Source organism: Gammaproteobacteria bacterium CG11_big_fil_rev_8_21_14_0_20_46_22 (assembly GCA_002796245.1).
Classification (GTDB): Bacteria; Pseudomonadota; Gammaproteobacteria; order UBA12402; family UBA12402; genus 1-14-0-20-46-22.
Window position 1 is genome coordinate 1 of record PCWT01000071.1, and the last position, 19,521, is coordinate 19,521.

Consider the following 19,521-nt stretch of genomic DNA (forward strand, 5'->3'; position numbering starts at 1 on the left):
AAAGGGAGAAAAAAGAATGTATAATCAGCTTACCGACTTACATTCGAAAATCAAATGAATCAGCCGCCTAAATTTTCTTGAGAAAAATGTAGCCTGGATTAGCGCGAAGCGCGTAATCCGGGAGAAATAATCCCGGGGTCACGACCCGGGCTACAAGAATATGGCGAGCAAAGTTTATTTATTTTCCTGCAACGCGTTGCGAAGCTTAGCGACTTCAGAAAGACTCAAGTTCAGCGCTTTGGCCACAAATTCATCGCTCGCGCCCAATTTATTAGTATTAACAGGACACACGCATCATGCGGCAGAGCATCAAGCAGCAAAAAATTTTATTATAAAAGTTGGACAGACGGAATATTGTCAGCCTAAGATTGAATTTATTGAATTAACGTAAACAAGAATCAACCATGCAATACGAAATACTCTATTACAACGCATTAGACAATAAAAATATTGAGAAAAAATTTCAGAAAACGCTGGAGCAACTGCGCAACGGGGATTTTAAATCTGCGGAAGTCAAAAAGCTCAAGCCAACGCCCTATTATCGAGCCAAGTTGGATAATACTCATCGATTGCTTTTTCAACCCGTATCGATTGAAAATAAACCATGCCTATTGCTGTTAGAAGTGATTAAAAATCATGGCTATGAAAAATCGCGGTTTTTACATGGCAAAACGATTTTGGATGAGGTGATTGCCGAGTATGAATGGTCGCAGGCAGAGTCCACAGCGCTCACTGGAAGCATCCATCAAGATAGGGCGACAAAAATTCATTTTCTCGACAAATGCATTTTGTTTGACTCCATCCAAGATGAAGTGTTGCAGCATAATCTACCGCTTATTATTATTGGTTCGGCAGGCAGCGGTAAGACATCAGTCACCTTAGAAAAATTAAAACAAATTCCGGGTGATTTATTGTATGTCAGCCTATCGAATTTTTTAGTCAAGAATTCGCGACAACTCTATTATGCTGCTAACTATGAAAATGAAGCGCAACAAATCGATTTTTTATCGTTTCGAGAATTATTAGAAACGATTAAAATCCCCAGAGGACACGAAATTGATGCGCAAACGTTTATCGCTTGGGCGAATAAGCAAGCACGGCCAAAATATTTATACGATACTCGAAAACTATTTGAAGAATTTCGAGGTGTGATGACGGGCAGTGAACCGAACCAAGCCTATCTAAGCAAAGCCGATTATCTAGCATTGGGGATTAAGCAATCAATCTATCACAGTGAGGAGCGTGAGAGTGTGTATGCTTTATTTGAAAAGTATCTCAACTTTTTAAAATCCGATGATTATTTCGATAGCAATATCTTAAGTTATGAATATCAGCCCTCAATTCAAGCACGCTATGAAGCGATTGTGGTGGATGAAGTTCAAGATTTTACCAATAGCCAACTGGATTTTGTGCTGCGTCATTTAATCAATCGCGATCAATTTATCTTATCCGGTGACGCCAATCAAATTGTACACCCTAACTTCTTTTCCTGGTCAAAATTAAAATCGTACTTTTACGAAAGTGATCATTATAAAACAGAAACTATTATTCGTATTTTGGCGAACAACTATCGTAACACGCCAGAGGTAACGGAACTGGCGAATCGAATTTTAAAATTTAAAAATGCGCGCTTTGGCTCGATTGATAAAGAAAGTCATTATTTAGTCCACAGCACTGCTAAACATCATGGGATTGCACAATGCGTTTCTTCCACAGTTGAAAATTTACAAAATTTTGATAATAAAATCGTACAGTCAGCGCGCAGCGCAATTGTTGTACTCACTGAGCAGCATAAGCTTGAAGCCAAGAAATATTTTCGCACTCCGCTCATTTTTACCGTACAAGAGGCCAAAGGCTTGGAATACGAAAATGTGATTTTATACCAATTTATCAGCGATGAATCGAGTTATCGAGAAATCTGTAAAGGTGTTGGCCGCGACTTTATTCATCAAGATCATGTGTACGCACGTGTCAAAGATAAAACGAATAAAGATCTCGAAATTTATAAATTTTATGTCAATGCGTTGTACGTTGCGATCACCCGCGCCATCAAAAATGTGTATTTGCTTGAAAACGATGTGAAAGCACCGCTATTACAATTACTGGATATCAACGAAATTAAAACAGTAAATTTAGACATTGCCGCGTCCAATAAAGAAGAATGGCAACAAGAAGCGACTCGTTTGGCACAGCAAGGTAAAAAAGAACAAGCCGATGCGATTGAAAATTTGATTTTACGCCATAAACCAGTTCCTTGGGAGACATTGACTCAAGAAAAACTCGATACATGCTTGGAACAACTCAATCAAACACCGACCAAAACCAGCAAACAAGACAATATTCGTTTATTGAACTATGCGATCTTGTACCATCGAAATGACATTCTGCATCGCCTGATAGAGCTAAATTTTAAAGCGGCGAGAAACTTGAAACATGCGCTAAAATGCATGGACGAGCAATTTTTCAGCGCCTACCGTTTTAATAATGATAAGAAATTGCGCCAAGAAATTGATCATTACGGACTTAATTTTCGAGATCCTTTTAACTTCACTCCGTTGATGTGTGCCGTTTATATTGGTAATGCCAAACATGTTAAGACCTTATTAGAGCTAGGTTGCTCATATGAGCTTGTTGACAATCATGGGCGAGATTGTCTGACGATTGCACTGGAGCAAGCATATAAAGATGAGCAATATGTAAAAAAATCGTTTACCGAAATTTACCAACTATTATCAAGCGATCCGTTAAAGTTACGCTATCAAGATAAACTGATTGTTTTATCCAATCACTTGGGGGAGTACTTTTTATTTCGGTTGCTCAAAGCCTTGCAGAGCCTCATGCAATATAAAAAAGAAATGAATCATAAAAAAACCATTTTATTGGATGCAGGCAGCTTAGCTGATATTTTCAAATTATACTCAGCCATACTTCCCCAATATCGAATCAAACAAACCTATATTTCCGGATTATTATCACGCAACGAAGTGGATAGCAATAATCAGTATAATCGAAAATTATTTGTGCGTGTGCGTCGAGGGTATTATCGCTTAAATGACGATATGCTGGAGTATAGAGAATGAACAGTAATGCGTGTGTATTTTGACATTGCCTGAAAATCGCCAACGAACCAAACAATTTATCGTGCGTAAACGGCTGCGCTTGGCTCATACAAAAAGGGGAAATGAAGCATATACGCTGAGCTTACCGACTTAAGCTCAAAGCTCAAAAATCAAATGAATCAGACGCCTGAATTTCATCGAAAAAATTAGAAGATATTTTATTTACGACAAATAAAATAAAAAACCTCAAGGCATTTACCTACCCGAATCTGCACAACATTCTTGACATTCACTAAAAAGTATATATATTATGGCGCATGTGGGAAGTCCTAGAACAAAAAAACCTTGGCAAGACACTTAAAAAAGTGCCAAGGGAAATATTGAAACGCTTTGAGGTTTGGAAGCGAATCGTTGAACTCCAAGGGCCTGAAGGTTTAAAAGCCATCAAGGGTTTTCATGATGAAGCCTTAAAGGGAAATTTAAAAGGCCTGAGATCATCGCGCTTAAGCATACAGTGGCGCGTTACTTACAAACTAGAAAAAAATGTTTACAAAGTTTATGTAGTAGAAATTCATCCACACGATTACTAGAGGTAAAAATCATGAGCAAAGCCGAATACAAACCCTCAAAAACACACGTTGCCGTCACCCCGGGCGAAAGCTTACGCATCATTCGAGAGCTACAAGGTCTTAGCCAATCAGCACTCGCTGAAAAAACCGGCTTGTCGCAACCGAACATCTCAGCACTAGAAAACGGGACAAGTCAACTTGGCCGCGACCGCTCCATCACGCTGGCCAAAGCACTGGGTGTACACCCCGCTGTCTTATTATTTCCAGACTTTGATATCCATCAGGCAGCCTAAAAATCGACTTTATTTACGACAAATAAAATAAAAAATCTCAGAGCCTTCATTCGCGCCATCCTGCTCCGGATCATCAACATACACCTCCGGAAATATCGCAAGCAAAGCTTCTCGAATCAACTCAAAAGGGTAGGCCACTTGCTTGACCGTCACATCGTACACCGGCGGCGCATCTTTGCGACGAAAACGTGAAAACCCACGCGCGCGCCAAATACTGTGATCACCGGTTTCGCTCATTTGAATCTCGCCCATACTGATATGGCCAAAACGTTTAATGATCAGCGGTGAATTGAGCACTATATTGTACAAACCGGTTTCAGACATCACATCAAACACCAGCACACCACCAGGCTTTAAATGTGCGAGCGCGGTTTGAAACATCTCACACCATTGATCAAAACCGAGCACGTGGTTCAAGGAAGCGTACAAACAAGTGACCACATCGTATTGCTGAGCGAGCTTAAAATCGCACATATTCGCCACATGGAATTGAGATTTCGGCAGCTTCTTTTTCGCCTCTTTAATCATGCCCGGCGAAATATCCAAACCTTCCACGCTGTAGAATTTGCTCAAGCCTTTCACCACCGCACCGGTACCGCACGCCAAGGCGAGCAAGCTTTTGGCCTCAGGGTGATACTGCAACAGCAACTCACGCACATACGCAATCGTTTGCTTTCTAGAGCCATGCACCGTGTCGTAAAAAGGCGCAATGTTGTCGTAATCGGCCATAGTATTAACCCTGATTAAATAATGCCTGGATCGGCGTTGAAAAAAAACTTTCCAAAGGCATACCGTCGCGGCCACCGACTTGTAATACTTTTGCTTTCGGAAACGCTTTGGTAAAAGCAGATAAGCCTTGCATCGCTTTCTTCGCGCGCCCACTTTTCACTTCAATCGCTAGCAATTGCTCGCCGTATTGCAACACGTAATCAACTTCAAAACCACGATCACGCCAATAATAACACCGCACTTGTGCACCCAGGGCACGATTCAGCAAACTCGCCCCCACTGCTGACTCAAGCAAGCGACCCCAGCTTGAAAGATCTTGCCGGTAATCTTGAAACGCTTGGGCTGATTGCGCTGTGATCAAGGCTGTATTAAACACCTGAAACTTTGGGCTCGATGATCTTTGCTTGTATTTTTGTAATGAAAATTTCTCCAAACCCAATAGCAGCCCTGCTCCTTCAAGCAAGTGTAAATAGTGCGATAAGGTTGTGGTATTGCCCGCATCATCGAGCTGACCCAACACTTTTTGATACGACAAAATTTGCCCGCTGTAATCACAACCCAAATGAAACAACTGACGAAGCAACGCTGGCTTGTGAATGCGCTCCATCAGCAAGATATCTTTTGCAATCGCAGGCTCAAGCAAAGCATCCAACACATATTGTCTCCAGCGCGATTCATCTTCAATGAAGACAGCCGCACCCGGGTACCCGCCAAAATAAATATATTGCTCCAAAGTAAAACCAAAAGCCTCACGCATTTCGTCAAATTGCCAGTGACCAATAGCCAAGGACTCAAAACGGCCCGCCAAACTCTCACTCAAACCTCGCTGAAGTAGCAATGGTGCGGAACCCAAAAGAACAATCCGCAAATCAAGCTGATGATAACGATCTTCATCCCAATACTTCTTGATCCACTCAGACCAATCGGGAATCTTTTGAACCTCATCAACCACCAAAAGACAAGGCCCCTGTTGCTGCTCGCACAACAAACGAGCGCGCATCCATTGCTGCTCCAACCAAGTGCTGGTTTGTGAGCCGGGTCCGTCGGCCGAAACGTATAAGGCCGGAAACTCAATGGCCTCTAAAACTTGCTTGACGAGCGTGGTCTTACCCACCTGTCTAGGGCCACAAAGCATCTGAATCAGCGGTGTATCCGCCTCCAAACGACGCTTAATGTCATGAAAAATAGCTCTAATAAACATAGTGTTACGGCATTTTTTACATTTTACTCAATATACTGAGTAAAAATACTCAATATATTGAGAGTTTAGTTTAGGCCGGCGAAAAAAACAAGCGCCAACTGGCGCTTGTCGTTCTGAATATCGCGCTAATGAGAACTACTTCGCTTCTTCGTAACGCTTAATGCTGCCAACGATTTCTTCGTGCGCCGCATCTTTACCGGCCCAACCGTCAACTTTCACCCACTTGCCTTCCTCAAGGTCTTTGTAATGTTCAAAGAAATGCTTAATTGCGTTAAGCAAATTAGGGCACACATCATCGATGCCTTGGATATCACGGTAGTTTGGCGTCAAACCATTGACCGGCACCGCCAACAATTTCGCATCCGGACCGTTTTCATCGCTCATATTCAACACGGCAATGGGGCGGCATTCGATCACCGCACCTGTCATGACTGGCAAAGGCGTCATGACCAACACATCCACCGGATCGCCATCTTCCGACAAGGTATGCGGCACATAACCATAGTTACAAGGGTAAAACATCGGTGTTGATAAAAAACGATCAACAAACATCGCGCCGGTTTCTTTATCCAACTCGTATTTCACCGGTTGGCTTTGTGCCGGAATCTCGATGATCACGTTCACCGCTTCAGGTGCTTTTTTGCCTGGACCCACTAAATCTAAACGCATACGCTGCTCTCTTTTGGTAATAAACTGGCGGCATTATAGCGAGCCTCCAGCAAGCTGACAACAAGGAGGCAAAACCATGCCATCTACAGCGCGCTATTTTGTCTCGGCTATGCTCTTGCGCTGACTGCTCGCCAAAGCAGGGACGAATCCTTCTTGCACGCTGTAGACATTCATTCATTCATCCACACACACCTAAAGCTAAAAAACCCGCTTGGCAGTCAAGCAAAGTTCAGGTAAATTGGCCAGGTTCTGCCGCGCCATTCTAGCAAGGTAAAGTTCAAGCACGTTTTGTTATCCATGTATATACTGTAACCTTTTAAACTGAGACCCAAGCCATGAAACCCTACAGCCTAATCATCGCACTCGCATTGATTGCAAGCTCTGCCCAAGCTGGCCTGATTCGCCACAGCGCAAACAACCCAAAGCAAGTGGTGCCTGTGCTAGCCACACATCCACAAGCGGTTAGCGCAAGCCCAAGCACTGTGGCTATCGGTATGCTGCAAGCGCCGGAAGATGTTTGGATTACGAGCAAAATCAACGGCTATATTAATAGTATCCACTTCCAAGAAGGCGAGCAGGTTAACGCTGGGCAAACGCTGATCACTTTGGATAATACTCAAATCAAAGCGGCGCTCGCCTCTAGCCAAGCCGCGTTTGATGCCGCTCAGAAAAATGAAGCGCGCACCGAAAAACTCGCCCAACACGGCTATGCCTCGAAAGAAGAATTGGATAATGCCCAGAGTGCTTTAGCCAACGCCAAAGCCACACTCGCCTTGGATCAACAAAACCTAGATGACAGCATTTTAAAAGCGCCTTTTTCTGGTACGCTGGGTGCAGCACGCTTAAACGCCGGCGACTACGTAGCCGCAGCCACTCAACTGGTTGAGCTCGTTAACCGCAAACATTTACGCGTGGTCTATCATTTACCCGAGCGCGATTTGGGCAAAGTCGCCATTGGCCAAAACGTATCCGTAAACGCCAAAGCCTTCCCACGTGTGAATTTCAACGCTGTGATTCACTTTATTTCACCTACCGTGAATACAGACACAGGCACTTTCGAAGTGCATGCCGACCTGGATAACGCCGACAACAAACTCGCACCCGGTGAATACGTGACCGTCACTCAAGACTTGGGCGATAAAAAAGAAACGCTCACCGTACCCGAAACCGCTGTGCTCGCTTCTGCCGAAGGGTATTACGTGTTTGTCATCAACGAGGGCAAACTCAGCAAGCAGATCGTCACTATCGGCCAGCATCATCGTAACAGCGTTGTCATTAAAACAGGTCTCAACGCGAAAGACCTGATTGTCAGCGAAGGCGGCGATAATCTTATCAGCGGACAACACGTTAAAGTGACCACGCCATGAAGCTCATCAAACTCTGCATTGAACGTCCTGTTTTATCCATTGTGTTAAGCCTGGTGTTGGTTCTCATTGGCGTGATGGCTTATCACTACTTAGACACGCGCTTTTTCCCTGACTTCCAAGCGAAGAAAATTTACGTGCAAACACAATACCCGGGCGCCAGCGCCAAACTGGTGGAAGTAAACCTCACCACACCACTGGAATCCGCCATCAGCGGTGTGCCTGACATTGACCAAGTCAAATCAAGCAGCACACGCGGCGAAAGCGATATCACCATCACATTGCAAGATGATGCCGATCTTCAAGAAACGGCTAACAAAGTCCGCTCAGCCATTTTTAGCCAGATGAATAATTTACCCAGCACCATCGAAACACCGGACATCCAGGCCGGCTGGACAGGCTTTGAGCTTGCCGACATCGGCTTTATCGACACGCACAAAAAACTCGCCGATGTTCGTGATTACCTTAACCGCTCGATCATTAATCAAGTGCGTGAAGTGCCGGGGGTTGCAGAAATCAGCCTGAGTGGTAGCGCACCGTATGCCATGCGCGTTTGGTTAAAACCCAAAAAAATGGCCGCCCTGAACATTAATATTAACGATGTGCAAACCGCGATCCAAAACAGCAACGTTGAACTACCGGCCGGCGAGATTCGTGGCAGCGCACTGAACTACCCCGTAACCGTGGATACGAAATTAAAAAACGCCGAAGACTTTGGCAATATCGTCATTAAAAATGATAACGGCCAAATCGTGCACCTAAAAGATATTGCCAAGGTTGAGCTCGGCATTGACGACGAGCAAGAAGAGAGCGTCACAATCAACGGTGAGCCGGCCATCTCCATGTCGGTCACACCGAGTGCAGAAGCCAGTCCCATTGATGTCAGCAATGGCCTTCAAAAGAAGCTCGCTGAAATCCAAAAAACATTACCGCCCGGCATGAAAATGGTGGAATTTTTTAATAGCGCACACTTCTTAAAAGCATCTGTCCACGAAGTGTACTTCTCACTTTTCTTTGCCACGCTGTGCGTCATTCTTTCGATTTTCTTATTTTTAGGCTCATGGCGCGCGAGCATCATCCCCATGGTCACCATCCCTGTGTGCATCATGGCAAGCTTTGGCGTTATGCGCTTATGCGGTTTCTCTATTAACGTGATCACTTTGCTCGCCTTGGTACTCGCCATTGGCCTTGTCGTGGACGATGCCATTGTTATGCTAGAAAATATTCACCGCCACATGCAAAACGGCTTAGCGCCCATGTCAGCCGCGATGGTCGGCAGCAAACAAATCACTTACGCGGTGATCGGGATGACGATTTCTTTGGCGGCCGTGTATGCACCCATTGGCCTACTCTCAGGCTTAACTGCGACTATCTTTCGTGAGTTTGCGTTCACGCTGGCCGGCGCTGTAATTATTTCAGGGTTTATTGCGCTGACCCTCACGCCGATGATGTGCGCACGCCTTATGCAAGCTAATACCTTAGACACGGGCTTTGCGCAAAAGCTTGAACACATTTTTGAAAGCCTACAACGTTTTCACAAACAAGCCCTCACGGCATTTTTTAAACTGCGCTACCTAATATTGATTATCGTCATTGCCGTGGTCACTGGTGGCTTCGCTCTATTCAAAAGCTTGCCGAGTCAATTTATGCCTGCTGAAGACCTTGGCATACTGCTTGCTGTACTAAATTCACCCAGTGGCGCGAACTTAAAGACCATTAAAGCGCAAGCAGAAAAAGCCTCTGCGATCGCAAAAACCATGTCCGTTATACAGTACCGAACCGCCTGGCTTCAAGACACGCCAGGCGCATTTAATCACTTATTTTTAACGTTAAAACCGTACGATCAACGCAGCATCAGTGCACAAGAAGTGGCCGCCAAAATGAACAAAGCCATGTCGCAGGTGCCCAACTTGAACGCATTCATCTTTGCACCGTCTCCGTTTAGCGGCAGTGGCCACAGTGATCTTCAATTTATGGTATCAAGCTCGGGCAGCTATCAAGACTTGTATCACATTGCCAAAACCATTAAACAATCACTGGCCAAATACCCTGGCTTGAACAACGTGCAATCGGATATGAACTTTAACAGTCAGCAATACAATGTGAGCGTGAACCGTGAGCTGGCTGCTGCACTCAACGTGAATATCGCCGACATCGACCAAGCACTGGCCGTACTACTCGGTGGCAACAACACGACTTACTTTTACCTGCATGGCTATCGCTACCACGTGCGCTTACAAGCCCCGAAAGATTACATCAACTCACCCGGCAATCTGGCTTCGCTTTACATCAGCGGTGCAAACGGTCAGCGTGTACCACTCAAAAGTTTGCTGACCATCACACCGATGATAGCGCAAGCGAGCCTGCCACATTTCAACTACTTGCGCTCTACCGAAATCACCGCGGAACTGAACCCCGGTTATTCCATCGGCCAAGCGATGACATACTTAAACAATACGCTACCGAAGTTGCTACCCAGCAACGCAAGCTTTTCGTACCAAGGTGCGGCGCAGCGCCTGCAAAAATCGCAAGCCTCTACCGCCATGATTTTCGTGCTGGGCTTGGCGTTTATTTACCTCGTGCTTTGCGCCTTGTTTGAAAGTTTCATTTACCCGCTGGTCGTGTTACTCGTTGTGCCCATGGCTTTGTTTGGCGCCATTGCAGGATTGAAGCTCTTTAACGGTTCAATCAATGTGTACACGCAAATCGGTTTGGTCACGCTCATTGGCTTGATCGCCAAACACGGGATTTTGATCACTCAGTTTGCCAACGAGCTTCGCAATGAAGGCATGGCCTTAAAAGAGGCGGTCTTTAAAGCAGCCACTTTGCGACTTCGCCCGATTTTGATGACCACCGCGTCGATGATCTTCGGCGCACTGCCACTCGTTTTCGCCACGGGCGCGAGCAGCAATAGCCGCATTCAAATCGGTATTGTGATTATCTGCGGCTTACTTATCGGTACGATTTTCTCGCTGTTTATCGTACCGATGGCGTATTTTTACTTAGCGAAAATCGCTCGCAAGCCCAAAAAAGCGCGTGTGACACATACCTAAAGCGCGTTAAGATAAAAAACTCGTAATTATTCAGCAAAAATGCTGAATAATTACAAAAACTCGCCTAAAAAATACTGTGAGCAAACTTGGCAGCGCCACTTTTTCCGTTTACGATACACGCATCAGGAGAGGTGCTTATGCCTTATGAATTGATGCTCTGCCTACAAGTCTTATTGGCGTTTTTCTTAGGCTTTTTAATCGGCCTTGAGCGCGAGTACCACCACAGCCCCGCGGGCCTTCGCACTTACGCGGCTGTCTGTTTGGGCGCCTGCGTATTTGGGCTAATTTCCACCCATGCCCAGGGTGATGCCTTTTACAAGAGTGTCGCAGACCCCACGCGTATTGCTGCACAAATTGTCTCAGGCATTGGTTTTTTAGGCGCCGGCGTGATTTTCAAAGACAACTCTCGCACCAGAGGGCTCACCACCGCGGCCACCATCTGGGCCACTGCGGCTGTTGGCTTGGGCGTGGCGTTTAAGATGTATGCCGTGTCTGCGCTTACCACTTTTCTTATTATTTTTTTACTCATGCTCGCACATTTTCGCTGGTTCCGACGTCTAAAAAGCGCACTCTACAAAGACAATAATACAGAGACAGATACAGAGACAGATACAGAGACAGAAACACGATGAAATACGGCAAACGCTGGTCACTTTTCCACTACACTGTGTATGACGCTAATTATTTTATTAAACTAAAATCATTTTTAGAAAACCCGAAGCGTTACCTAAAGAAACACCCCTTAGCGCAGATGAAAAAAGACAAACCCGCAACGCTTTATGCCTTAGAGTTCAACGATTCGGCTTTTGTGATAAAGCGCTTTCATTTGCGAAGCTTTGGCTACTGGCTTTCTCATTGTTTTAAAAAAACGCGGGCAGAACATTGTTGGCACGCAGCAGAACTGTTTGAAAAATATCACCTACCCACACCGCACCCTGTATTATTACGAGTGAATCATTTTTTAGGCTTACAACTTGGCGGTTATTATGTGTGTGAGTACATTAAAGGTGAGACTTTAGTCGACTACATTGCCCGCACGCGCGATTTTTCCATGATCGACCAAGCGGTAAGCATCATTAAAGCCATGCATGCTCAGAAAATCAGCCACGGCGATTTAAAAGCCACGAACTTTATCCACCGAGATGGCCAGCTGTATTTAATTGATCTTGATGCCGTGAAGAAACGACTCACCGTGTTCGAGCGCTTTCGCCGTAAAGATGTGAATCGCTTCATTAAAAACTGGCGTGATGATAGTGAGATTATGGCTTTAGAAAGTATTCGCAGCCTAGGTTGAAAAATAGACTGGCAATAACCCGGGTTTGCAATGCTTCGCATTTTAACCCAGACTACGTTTTTCTGAGCATGTAGCAACCGTCTTTGCGAGGAGCGAAGCGACCTGGCAATCTCTACGTTAACAACCCAGATTGCCACGCTCACTAGCGTTCGCTCGCAATGACATTAGCGATAAAATGTAGCCTGGATTGAACACCGAAGGAGTGATAATCCGGGGAAATTTAAACCCGGGTTTTCAACGCTGCGCATTTTAACCCAGGCCACACCTAATTAAGCACAATGCGGGCAGCTTTTGTTGTAAACAAACTTCTCGCTTTTCAAATCGTCGTCAGTCAAGGTTTCCAAACACTGCAAGCAATAGTGCTTATCACTCGGCGTTAAATCTTTTTTCACCGCGATACGATCATCAAACACAAAGCACTCCCCATCCCAGTGTTCGCCGCCACATTCTTCAAAATATTTAATAATGCCACCGTCAATTTGATACACATCCTCAAAGCCGGCCTCTATCGCAGCTACCGTGGCTTTTTCACAACGAATACCGCCGGTGCAAAACATCACAACCTTTTTCTTCTTCAATTCATCAGGCAGCATTTTCAGCTTTTCAGGTAACTCGCGAAAATTATCGATGTGTGGGTTATACGCGTTTTTAAACGTGCCAACCTTGAGCTCGTATTCATTGCGCGTATCAAACATCACCACATCACGGCCTTCGTCCAACCATTGCTTAAGCTCTTTAGCTTTTAGGTGGCGCGCTGTTCGCTCTGCAGGGTTCACACCCGGCACGCGCATCATGACGATTTCATCTTTCACACGCACGCGCACTTTGCGAAAAGGAATTGTCTCTGACCAGCTTTCTTTGAAGTCAATATCAGCGAAAGCTTCATCGTCTTTCATCTGGCGCATAAACTGGCGAAGGCTCGCTTCGGAACCTGCAAGTGCAAGGTTCACACCCTCTTTGGCCAATAAAATGGTGCCTTTGATGCCGAGCGCTTGGCAACGCGCACGGTACTTGGCTTGATACACGGCAGGGTCTTCAATCGGCACAAATTGATAGGCCGAAATATTTAAAATCGTTTGCGTCATACTATTCTCCTCCTGGTGCAAACAGGGAAAACGCGCGCATTATCGGTGAAATAGGGTCAAAATGCAAGCTAAGCGCCCGGCCTCGCGACTATCGCTTCAAGGCCTCACGCACACCCCGCCCATAGGCAGGGTCGACTTTATCAAACAGTTGGCATTGTCTTTCTACAATTTCTTGCGGCACACCGGCCATGGCATCGGCAATGTTTGAAAATAACCGGGCCATTTGCTCTTCGTCAAACAATTGGAACAAGGCACGAGGTTGCGTGAAGTCATCCAGCTCCTGACCCGCGCCGTCTTTTTGCGCATAACGATGTGCATCACCTTGCAAAGCCAAGGCAGGCTCTTTGTAACGTGCGTCTTCAAGCGGACCATTCACTGAATTTGGCTCGTAGTACGCGTCGGGTGAACCGCTTTGCTGCCCCATGAAATTCATTTGCCCATCTTTATGGTAGTGATGCACCGGGCATTTAGGCGCATTGACGGGCAAGGCTTCATAGTGCGTGCCCAAACGATAACGATGTGCATCGGCATAGGAAAAAACCCTCGCTTGCAGCATTTTATCCGGCGACCAGGAAATACCTGGCACCACGTTTGACGGCGAGAATGCCGCTTGCTCAATTTCAGCAAAATAATTATCGGGGTTACGATTTAACTCCAGCACACCAATCTCAATCACCGGGTAATCGCTGTGCGGCCATACTTTAGTTAAGTCAAAAGGATTGTACGGTGTTTTGTGCGCATCCGCTTCCGGCATAATTTGCACTTGCACCGTCCATTTCGGATAATCACCCTGTTCGATCGTACCGAATAAACTTTCTTGATAACTTTCTCGCGTTTTACCAATCACCTCACCAGATTCAGCATTCGTAAAATGACGATGACCTTGCTGCGTTTTAAAATGAAATTTCACCCAGAATCGCTCGCCCGCCTCGTTAATCAAGGAGTAGGTGTGCGAACCGTAACCGTTCATGTGCATGGGTGAAGCGGGTATGCCTCGATCAGACATTAAAATAGTCACCTGATGCAAAGACTCTGGCGATAAAGACCAAAAATCCCACATGGCTTTGGGTGAGCGTAAATTCGTTTTAGGGTGGCGTTTTTGTGTGTGAATAAAATCGGGAAACTTATACGGATCACGAACAAAAAACACGGGCGTGTTGTTCCCCACCAAATCCCAATTGCCCTCTTCTGTGTAAAACTTTAAAGCAAAGCCGCGCACATCGCGCTCAGCATCCGCCGCGCCCAACTCGCCGGCTACGGTTGAAAAGCGCGCCAGCATCGGCGTCTGGCTACCTGGCTGCAGCACTTTCGCTTTGGTGTACTGTGAAATATCACCCGTAATTTTCAAGGTACCATAGGCACCCCAACCTTTCGCATGTACCACACGCTCAGGAATGCGCTCACGATTTTGATGCGCAAGCTTTTCAATCAACTGATAATCTTGCAATAAAACGGGGCCTCGTTCACCGGCAGTGAGTGAGTTTTGATTATCGCCAATCGGCGCACCGGCTGTTGTGGTAAGCTGAGGTTTTTTTGTCATAATCACATTCCCTGGTTAGTCGACAATGCTTTGCAGTATCGCATAATTTTTAGCTAGCACAAAGCAGACGAAGAAACCCTTGCCACAGCAGCCAAGCTCATTTATCCTCTAACTTCCTTTTCTTCATTTCCCAACGAATTATGAATTATGCTAACGTCAAAAGCCGCGTGCTTTTGGGTGTCTGCGCGCATGCCGTCACCGTCGAAATCCATCTCACACCGGGTATTCCACGCTTTACCATCGTGGGCTTGCCGGAAACAGCCGTTCGCGAAAGCAAAGATCGTGTACTCAGTGCGCTCAACACCTGCGGCTTCAAACTGCCCGCTAAAAAAATTACTGTAAACTTAGCGCCCGCGGACTTACCCAAACAAGGCAGCCACTTCGACCTGGCCATCGCGCTGGGTATTTTAGCGGCCAATGAACAATTACCCCAAGCAGAGCTCGATCAATACGAATTCATTGGCGAGCTTTCGCTAAGCGGCGAACTCAAATTGCGTGACAATATGCTCGCGATTGCACTGGCCCACAAAGAAAACTTACCGATGATTTTACCCAGCACTGACGACCCTTCTGGCATTGTCTCTCGCTCCACCCTTTATGGTGCGGACCATCTAAACGCCGTGATCGCTCATTTAAAAAAACAAGCCACGCTTTCGCGCCTAGAAACACACAACACTTTGCTCGACACACCGCACGCGCTCGACATCATTAACATCAAAGGTCAAAGTCAGGCCAAACATGCGCTAATGCTTGCCGCGGCTGGCGGGCATAGTTTGTTAATGTCTGGTCCGCCCGGCACCGGCAAAACCATGCTGGCAAGCCATCTTGCCTCTATCCTGCCGCCCATGAAAAAAGACGAAGCCATAGAAAGCGCCATTGTTCGACTGCTTCATCACAACGTATTCGACAACAAAAGCGCTTGGCAGCGCCCCTTTCGCTCACCCCACCACAGCGCATCACACATTGCCTTGGTCGGCGGCGGCAATCCACCACGACCGGGCGAAGTGTCATTAGCACACTTAGGCATTTTATTTTTAGATGAGTTGCCAGAGTTTACGCGCGCCACCATTAACGCCTTACGGCAACCCATTGAAGACGGGCGTATTACGATTGCACGCGCCTCCCACAGCGTGGATTTTCCTGCGCGCTTTCAGTTGATTGCCGCCATGAACCCTTGCCCTTGTGGTTATTACAATGACCCTGAGCATGAGTGTCGCTGCACGCCTGCGCAAATACAAAATTATCTGGCTAAAATTTCTGGGCCAATACTGGATCGTATCGACATGCAAATTCACGTGCCACGTATTTCCATCGATGAGCTCAATGCGACCGAAACTGATACATTGGGTCACAGTGTTTATATCCGCGAACAAGTGGTGAAAGTTCGTGAAAAGCAGCTTTCACGACAAGGTAAAATTAACGCACAACTCAACGGCGAAGAACTCAATAGTATTACCGTGTTTAACGTAGAGGCCAAACACACACTCGACGAAGCCGCTAAACGATTTAAGCTATCGATTCGTTCGTACCATCGCGTCATGCGTGTGGCTCGCACCATCGCCGATTGGCAGAGCCAAGATACCGTATCTAAAGCGCATGTATTACAAGCTTTATCGTATCGACTATTAAACACGGTGTTTTGATCGGCTTTTGTTGGGGTATGTAGCAAGCCTGGATTAAGCCTCGTCGTAGCGAATGCGAAGACGGGTGATAATCCGGGAAAACTTAAACCCGGGTTATCTCTCGCCGTAGCTGCTTCGCAGCGAAGGCGGATCAACCCAGGCTATACAAGACAGGTACGCCAGTAAAAGTTATTCAGAAAAAGGTTTGGAATGCGTTTCGCGAATCGACCAAGCCAGTACAAAGCTGATCACAAATGAAAACAGCATGACTAACATTGCGTGTTGATACGCTTGCAAATTATAGCAATGCACACCGCCGCAGTACTGGCCTTTCCAATAGTGATCCAAAACCCAACCTGAGATCGGCTGCATGATCGCTCCACTAAAGACCGTCACCATGGACACAATACTGACCGATGTCCCAGTGATCACGGTGGGATTACTTTCAGCGGCCACAGGATAACCAATCACCTGGCTTGACGTGATAAAGCCGAGCAAAAAGAACATGATGATCAGCATGTCATAAGACAAACTTGGAATATAAATAATCGCCGCCATGATAAAAAAGGAAATCGCTGCGCCATAGAGCATCGGCTTACGACGGTTTTTAATTTTATCCGATACCATGCCAACCAAGGGTGAGCCAAAAATCGTACCGAAATACAGCATACCCACAATACTTGCTGCTTGGACTGCCGTAAAATGGTGGACCTGGGTTAAAAATAAACTGCCCCAAAGTGCGCCCATGATATAAATGGGTAAATTCATCAAACAAGTATAAAACGCAGCTTTCCAGTTTTGTGGGTTTTTCAACACACCGCCAATGCACTGCATCAGCCCCATCTCTTTAATCTGCTGCCTTTCGCTCATGGCGATGTGATCGTGGCCATCTGGACGATCTTTAATCACTAACCAAATCCATACCGTCAACACCACACCCAACAAACCATTGAGCAACATGGCATTACGCCAATGCATATGCTCAAGTAACATCGCCATCGGTGCCTGCGCCAACCAGCCCCCAATCATCGCCATGGTCACCAATACACCCGTCAGCAATGCCATACGACTTGGCGGGAACCAGCGTGAAGCCAAACGCACACCGCTTAAAAAACAAAACGCGCCGCCCAAACCCACGAAAAAACGGCTCACACCCGCTTCCCACACATTGGCTGAAATAGCAAAACCAATGGTGCCCAAGGTGCACAACACCATCGCCACCAAAATCAACTTTCGCGTGGAATAACGATCCAAGAGGTTACCTGCCACAAATAAAAAGCAGGCGTTGGCATAGAAGTACGTTGAAGACAAATTACCCAGCTGATGCGCACTTAAAGAGAAGGTGCGCATCACACTGGTATTAAGCGAACCAAAGATATTAAGCTGGATAAACTCATAGAAAAACAGCAAACCGCCGGACAAACATACCACCCAAGGAATCAAGGGATGGTAACGATCGTCTAAACGTTCTAGGGCGGAAGTGATTAAGGCCATAAGGATCTCGCAAGTCAACGTCAGGGCGTATTATACCCAACTTGCGAGATCCTGAAAGGCTTTAGGGTCTGCTTACAATTTATTTTTACGCTGCACACTGAATTTTAAACAGACCCTACTGACCACCAAAGGGATGATGATGATTAGGTTGTACAACATTTTGACAACGCGTCTCTTTGATAAAGAAAAGCGTCAACACAATGCCCGCGACAAAAATCCAAGGGATCACTGACATAGCGTGCTGATAGGCTGCAGCCGCGTAGACGGGCGCCCCATGAAGCATGGCATGATTCCAGTGCCAACCGAGCATATGGCCGACCAATGGCTGAAAAATGACCGCGCCTAAGATCACCGCCATGTTATTGAAGCCCGATGCTGTGCCCATGGTGTAAGCGGGGTTGATATCGCGCACCAAGCCGAAGGTCACAGACTGTGCACCTGCTGCAAAACCCAACAAAAACACGCAAACATAGGCCACACTTAAACTGACATCGTGCATAAAAAACAAAACGCCCGTGCCTGCCAGCCCCAAAATTGAAGAGGCTAATAGAGGAATACGGCGACTTTGAATTTTATCGGACCACCAGCCAATTAACGGTGAGCTGATGGCCACACCAATCCAGAGCACAGAAATCATGCCTGAAGCTTGCTCAGCCGAGATATTGAACACGGTTTGCGCATAGTGCACACCCCAGAGCGTGCCGAAAATAGCCACGGCCGTCCAACAGGTAAAACCATAAGCGCCGATATACCAACTTTGCGGATGGCTTAGCACCACTTTCAAACGCTTCCACTCCATGCCTAAGTGCTTGCGCTCTGGCGCGCGCTTGTGCGCCAAGGGTTTGCGACCAGGGGCATAGTCACGAATAAACAACCACATCATCGCCGCCATCACCAAACCCAACCAAAAGAAAAACTCAACAGCACTGCGCCAGCCGTAGGCGTGCATCGCCCAACTCAGAGGCTTTTCACCGGCAATCGCGCCAAGTGCGCCCAAGAACTGTGTCGCACCGGTGAGCATGGCGAATTGTTTTGGCGGACACCAGCGACTGATTAACACCAAAATACTGACGTAGACAAAGGCCGAACCAAAACCCATCATGGCGCGCGCAATACCCGCCAACCACAAACTGTGCGTGTGGGAGAAAACCAAACAACCAAAGGCACAAATGATCATCATAAGGCTCAACAATAAACGCGGGCCAAAACGATCCACCAACAAACCCGCAGGGATTTGCATCGGCGTGTAAACATAAAAAAAGCAAGCCGCTAAAGCACCTAAGCCAAACGATTGGATATGAAACGACGCCATCAGCTCATTGGTCATGACGCTTGGCGCGACACGAATCGCAAATTCAAACAGATAAAAGCTGGCCGCTAAGGCACAAATAAAATAAGGAAAAAAAGCATAGCGCGCCAAAGAACGATAAAAATGACCCAACATACGACCCCTTTTGATTGTGCTTTTTTAAGCGTTGCCAGAGTGTAACAAGCTTCTTTCAGGAAATCGAGCGCTCTAGATGTGCGCAAAAAACATGCAGGAAAATCG

General features: G+C 46.4%; 16 protein-coding genes. 9 read left to right on the forward strand and 7 right to left on the reverse strand.

What is annotated here, in order from left to right; genetic code table 11:
- Positions 1 to 160 precede the first annotated feature (160 nt).
- From COV52_09915 to COV52_09930, 4 genes are all read left to right on the forward strand, one after another.
- Positions 161 to 391: a hypothetical protein gene (locus COV52_09915; GenBank protein ID PIR10138.1), complete on the forward strand. Its 231-nt coding sequence runs from the start codon at positions 161 to 163 to the stop codon at positions 389 to 391.
- A gap of 13 nt (positions 392 to 404) precedes the next feature.
- Positions 405 to 3,080: a hypothetical protein gene (locus tag COV52_09920; protein PIR10139.1), complete on the forward strand. Its 2,676-nt coding sequence runs from the start codon at positions 405 to 407 to the stop codon at positions 3,078 to 3,080.
- Between the two features lie 296 nt (positions 3,081 to 3,376).
- A complete protein-coding gene (locus COV52_09925; GenBank protein ID PIR10140.1) occupies positions 3,377 to 3,649 on the forward strand; it encodes a type II toxin-antitoxin system mRNA interferase toxin, RelE/StbE family in 273 nt (90 codons plus the stop codon).
- Positions 3,650 to 3,660: 11 nt separating this feature from the next.
- Positions 3,661 to 3,921: a transcriptional regulator gene (locus COV52_09930; GenBank protein ID PIR10141.1), complete on the forward strand. Its 261-nt coding sequence runs from the start codon at positions 3,661 to 3,663 to the stop codon at positions 3,919 to 3,921.
- A 9-nt stretch (positions 3,922 to 3,930) separates the two neighbouring features.
- Here COV52_09930 and COV52_09935 read toward each other — a convergent pair whose 3' ends face one another.
- The 3 genes from COV52_09935 to COV52_09945 all read right to left on the reverse strand — a co-directional run bounded on the left by COV52_09935 (position 3,931) and on the right by COV52_09945 (position 6,520).
- Positions 3,931 to 4,650 carry a hypothetical protein gene (locus COV52_09935; GenBank protein PIR10142.1) on the reverse strand — a complete coding sequence of 240 codons (720 nt, stop codon included), beginning with the start codon at positions 4,648 to 4,650 and terminating at the stop codon, positions 3,931 to 3,933.
- A gap of 4 nt (positions 4,651 to 4,654) precedes the next feature.
- Entirely contained in the window at positions 4,655 to 5,851 is a 1,197-nt protein-coding gene (locus COV52_09940) for an AAA family ATPase (protein PIR10143.1), read from the reverse strand.
- A gap of 135 nt (positions 5,852 to 5,986) precedes the next feature.
- Positions 5,987 to 6,520, reverse strand: a complete 534-nt coding sequence (locus COV52_09945) for an inorganic diphosphatase (GenBank protein PIR10144.1) — start codon at positions 6,518 to 6,520, stop codon at positions 5,987 to 5,989.
- A 335-nt stretch (positions 6,521 to 6,855) separates the two neighbouring features.
- Between COV52_09945 and COV52_09950 the strand changes: the two genes are divergently transcribed.
- The 4 genes from COV52_09950 to COV52_09965 all read left to right on the forward strand — a co-directional run bounded on the left by COV52_09950 (position 6,856) and on the right by COV52_09965 (position 12,231).
- Positions 6,856 to 7,887 (forward strand): hypothetical protein, encoded by a 1,032-nt coding sequence (locus COV52_09950; protein ID PIR10145.1) that lies wholly within the window; start codon positions 6,856 to 6,858, stop codon positions 7,885 to 7,887.
- Positions 7,884 to 10,937: a multidrug transporter AcrB gene (locus COV52_09955; protein ID PIR10146.1), complete on the forward strand. Its 3,054-nt coding sequence runs from the start codon at positions 7,884 to 7,886 to the stop codon at positions 10,935 to 10,937. The genes COV52_09950 and COV52_09955 overlap by 4 nt, the downstream gene beginning before the upstream one ends.
- Before the next feature lie 137 nt (positions 10,938 to 11,074).
- Complete coding sequence (locus COV52_09960) at positions 11,075 to 11,569, forward strand: magnesium transporter MgtC (GenBank protein PIR10147.1); 495 nt, start codon at positions 11,075 to 11,077, stop codon at positions 11,567 to 11,569.
- Complete coding sequence (locus tag COV52_09965) at positions 11,566 to 12,231, forward strand: hypothetical protein (GenBank protein PIR10148.1); 666 nt, start codon at positions 11,566 to 11,568, stop codon at positions 12,229 to 12,231. Before COV52_09960 ends, COV52_09965 begins: the two co-directional genes overlap by 4 nt.
- Positions 12,232 to 12,500: 269 nt before the next feature.
- Here COV52_09965 and COV52_09970 read toward each other — a convergent pair whose 3' ends face one another.
- Both COV52_09970 and COV52_09975 read right to left on the reverse strand, forming a co-directional pair.
- Positions 12,501 to 13,316: a sulfurtransferase gene (locus COV52_09970; GenBank protein PIR10149.1), complete on the reverse strand. Its 816-nt coding sequence runs from the start codon at positions 13,314 to 13,316 to the stop codon at positions 12,501 to 12,503.
- Positions 13,317 to 13,404: 88 nt separating this feature from the next.
- Positions 13,405 to 14,856: a catalase gene (locus COV52_09975; protein PIR10150.1), complete on the reverse strand. Its 1,452-nt coding sequence runs from the start codon at positions 14,854 to 14,856 to the stop codon at positions 13,405 to 13,407.
- A gap of 140 nt (positions 14,857 to 14,996) precedes the next feature.
- On the opposite strand from COV52_09975, the gene COV52_09980 reads away from it, so the two are divergent.
- Positions 14,997 to 16,499, forward strand: coding sequence for an ATP-dependent protease (locus COV52_09980; protein ID PIR10151.1), 1,503 nt, complete (start codon positions 14,997 to 14,999; stop codon positions 16,497 to 16,499).
- 168 nt (positions 16,500 to 16,667) lie between these two features.
- Here the strand turns inward: COV52_09980 and COV52_09985 are convergent, their stop codons facing one another.
- Both COV52_09985 and COV52_09990 read right to left on the reverse strand, forming a co-directional pair.
- On the reverse strand, positions 16,668 to 17,972 hold the full coding sequence (locus COV52_09985) for an MFS transporter (protein ID PIR10152.1): 1,305 nt from the start codon (positions 17,970 to 17,972) through the stop codon (positions 16,668 to 16,670).
- 115 nt (positions 17,973 to 18,087) lie between these two features.
- Complete coding sequence (locus tag COV52_09990; GenBank protein ID PIR10153.1) at positions 18,088 to 19,416, reverse strand: MFS transporter; 1,329 nt, start codon at positions 19,414 to 19,416, stop codon at positions 18,088 to 18,090.
- Positions 19,417 to 19,521: the final 105 nt, after the last annotated feature.

Bases quoted from the DNA above. Each gene is read 5' to 3' on its own strand.
- COV52_09930 (PIR10141.1), top strand. From the start codon at position 3,661: ATGAGCAAAGCCGAATACAAACCCTCAAAAACACACGTTGCCGTCACC.
- COV52_09920 (PIR10139.1), top strand. From the start codon at position 405: ATGCAATACGAAATACTCTATTACAACGCATTAGACAATAAAAATATT.
- COV52_09970 (PIR10149.1), bottom strand. From the start codon at position 13,316: ATGACGCAAACGATTTTAAATATTTCGGCCTATCAATTTGTGCCGATT.
- COV52_09990 (PIR10153.1), bottom strand. From the start codon at position 19,416: ATGTTGGGTCATTTTTATCGTTCTTTGGCGCGCTATGCTTTTTTTCCT.
- COV52_09975 (PIR10150.1), bottom strand. From the start codon at position 14,856: ATGACAAAAAAACCTCAGCTTACCACAACAGCCGGTGCGCCGATTGGC.
- COV52_09915 (PIR10138.1), top strand. From the start codon at position 161: ATGGCGAGCAAAGTTTATTTATTTTCCTGCAACGCGTTGCGAAGCTTA.
- COV52_09980 (PIR10151.1), top strand. From the start codon at position 14,997: ATGAATTATGCTAACGTCAAAAGCCGCGTGCTTTTGGGTGTCTGCGCG.
- COV52_09925 (PIR10140.1), top strand. From the start codon at position 3,377: ATGTGGGAAGTCCTAGAACAAAAAAACCTTGGCAAGACACTTAAAAAA.
- COV52_09955 (PIR10146.1), top strand. From the start codon at position 7,884: ATGAAGCTCATCAAACTCTGCATTGAACGTCCTGTTTTATCCATTGTG.
- COV52_09935 (PIR10142.1), bottom strand. From the start codon at position 4,650: ATGGCCGATTACGACAACATTGCGCCTTTTTACGACACGGTGCATGGC.
- COV52_09940 (PIR10143.1), bottom strand. From the start codon at position 5,851: ATGTTTATTAGAGCTATTTTTCATGACATTAAGCGTCGTTTGGAGGCG.
- COV52_09985 (PIR10152.1), bottom strand. From the start codon at position 17,972: ATGGCCTTAATCACTTCCGCCCTAGAACGTTTAGACGATCGTTACCAT.
- COV52_09950 (PIR10145.1), top strand. From the start codon at position 6,856: ATGAAACCCTACAGCCTAATCATCGCACTCGCATTGATTGCAAGCTCT.
- COV52_09965 (PIR10148.1), top strand. From the start codon at position 11,566: ATGAAATACGGCAAACGCTGGTCACTTTTCCACTACACTGTGTATGAC.
- COV52_09945 (PIR10144.1), bottom strand. From the start codon at position 6,520: ATGCGTTTAGATTTAGTGGGTCCAGGCAAAAAAGCACCTGAAGCGGTG.
- COV52_09960 (PIR10147.1), top strand. From the start codon at position 11,075: ATGCCTTATGAATTGATGCTCTGCCTACAAGTCTTATTGGCGTTTTTC.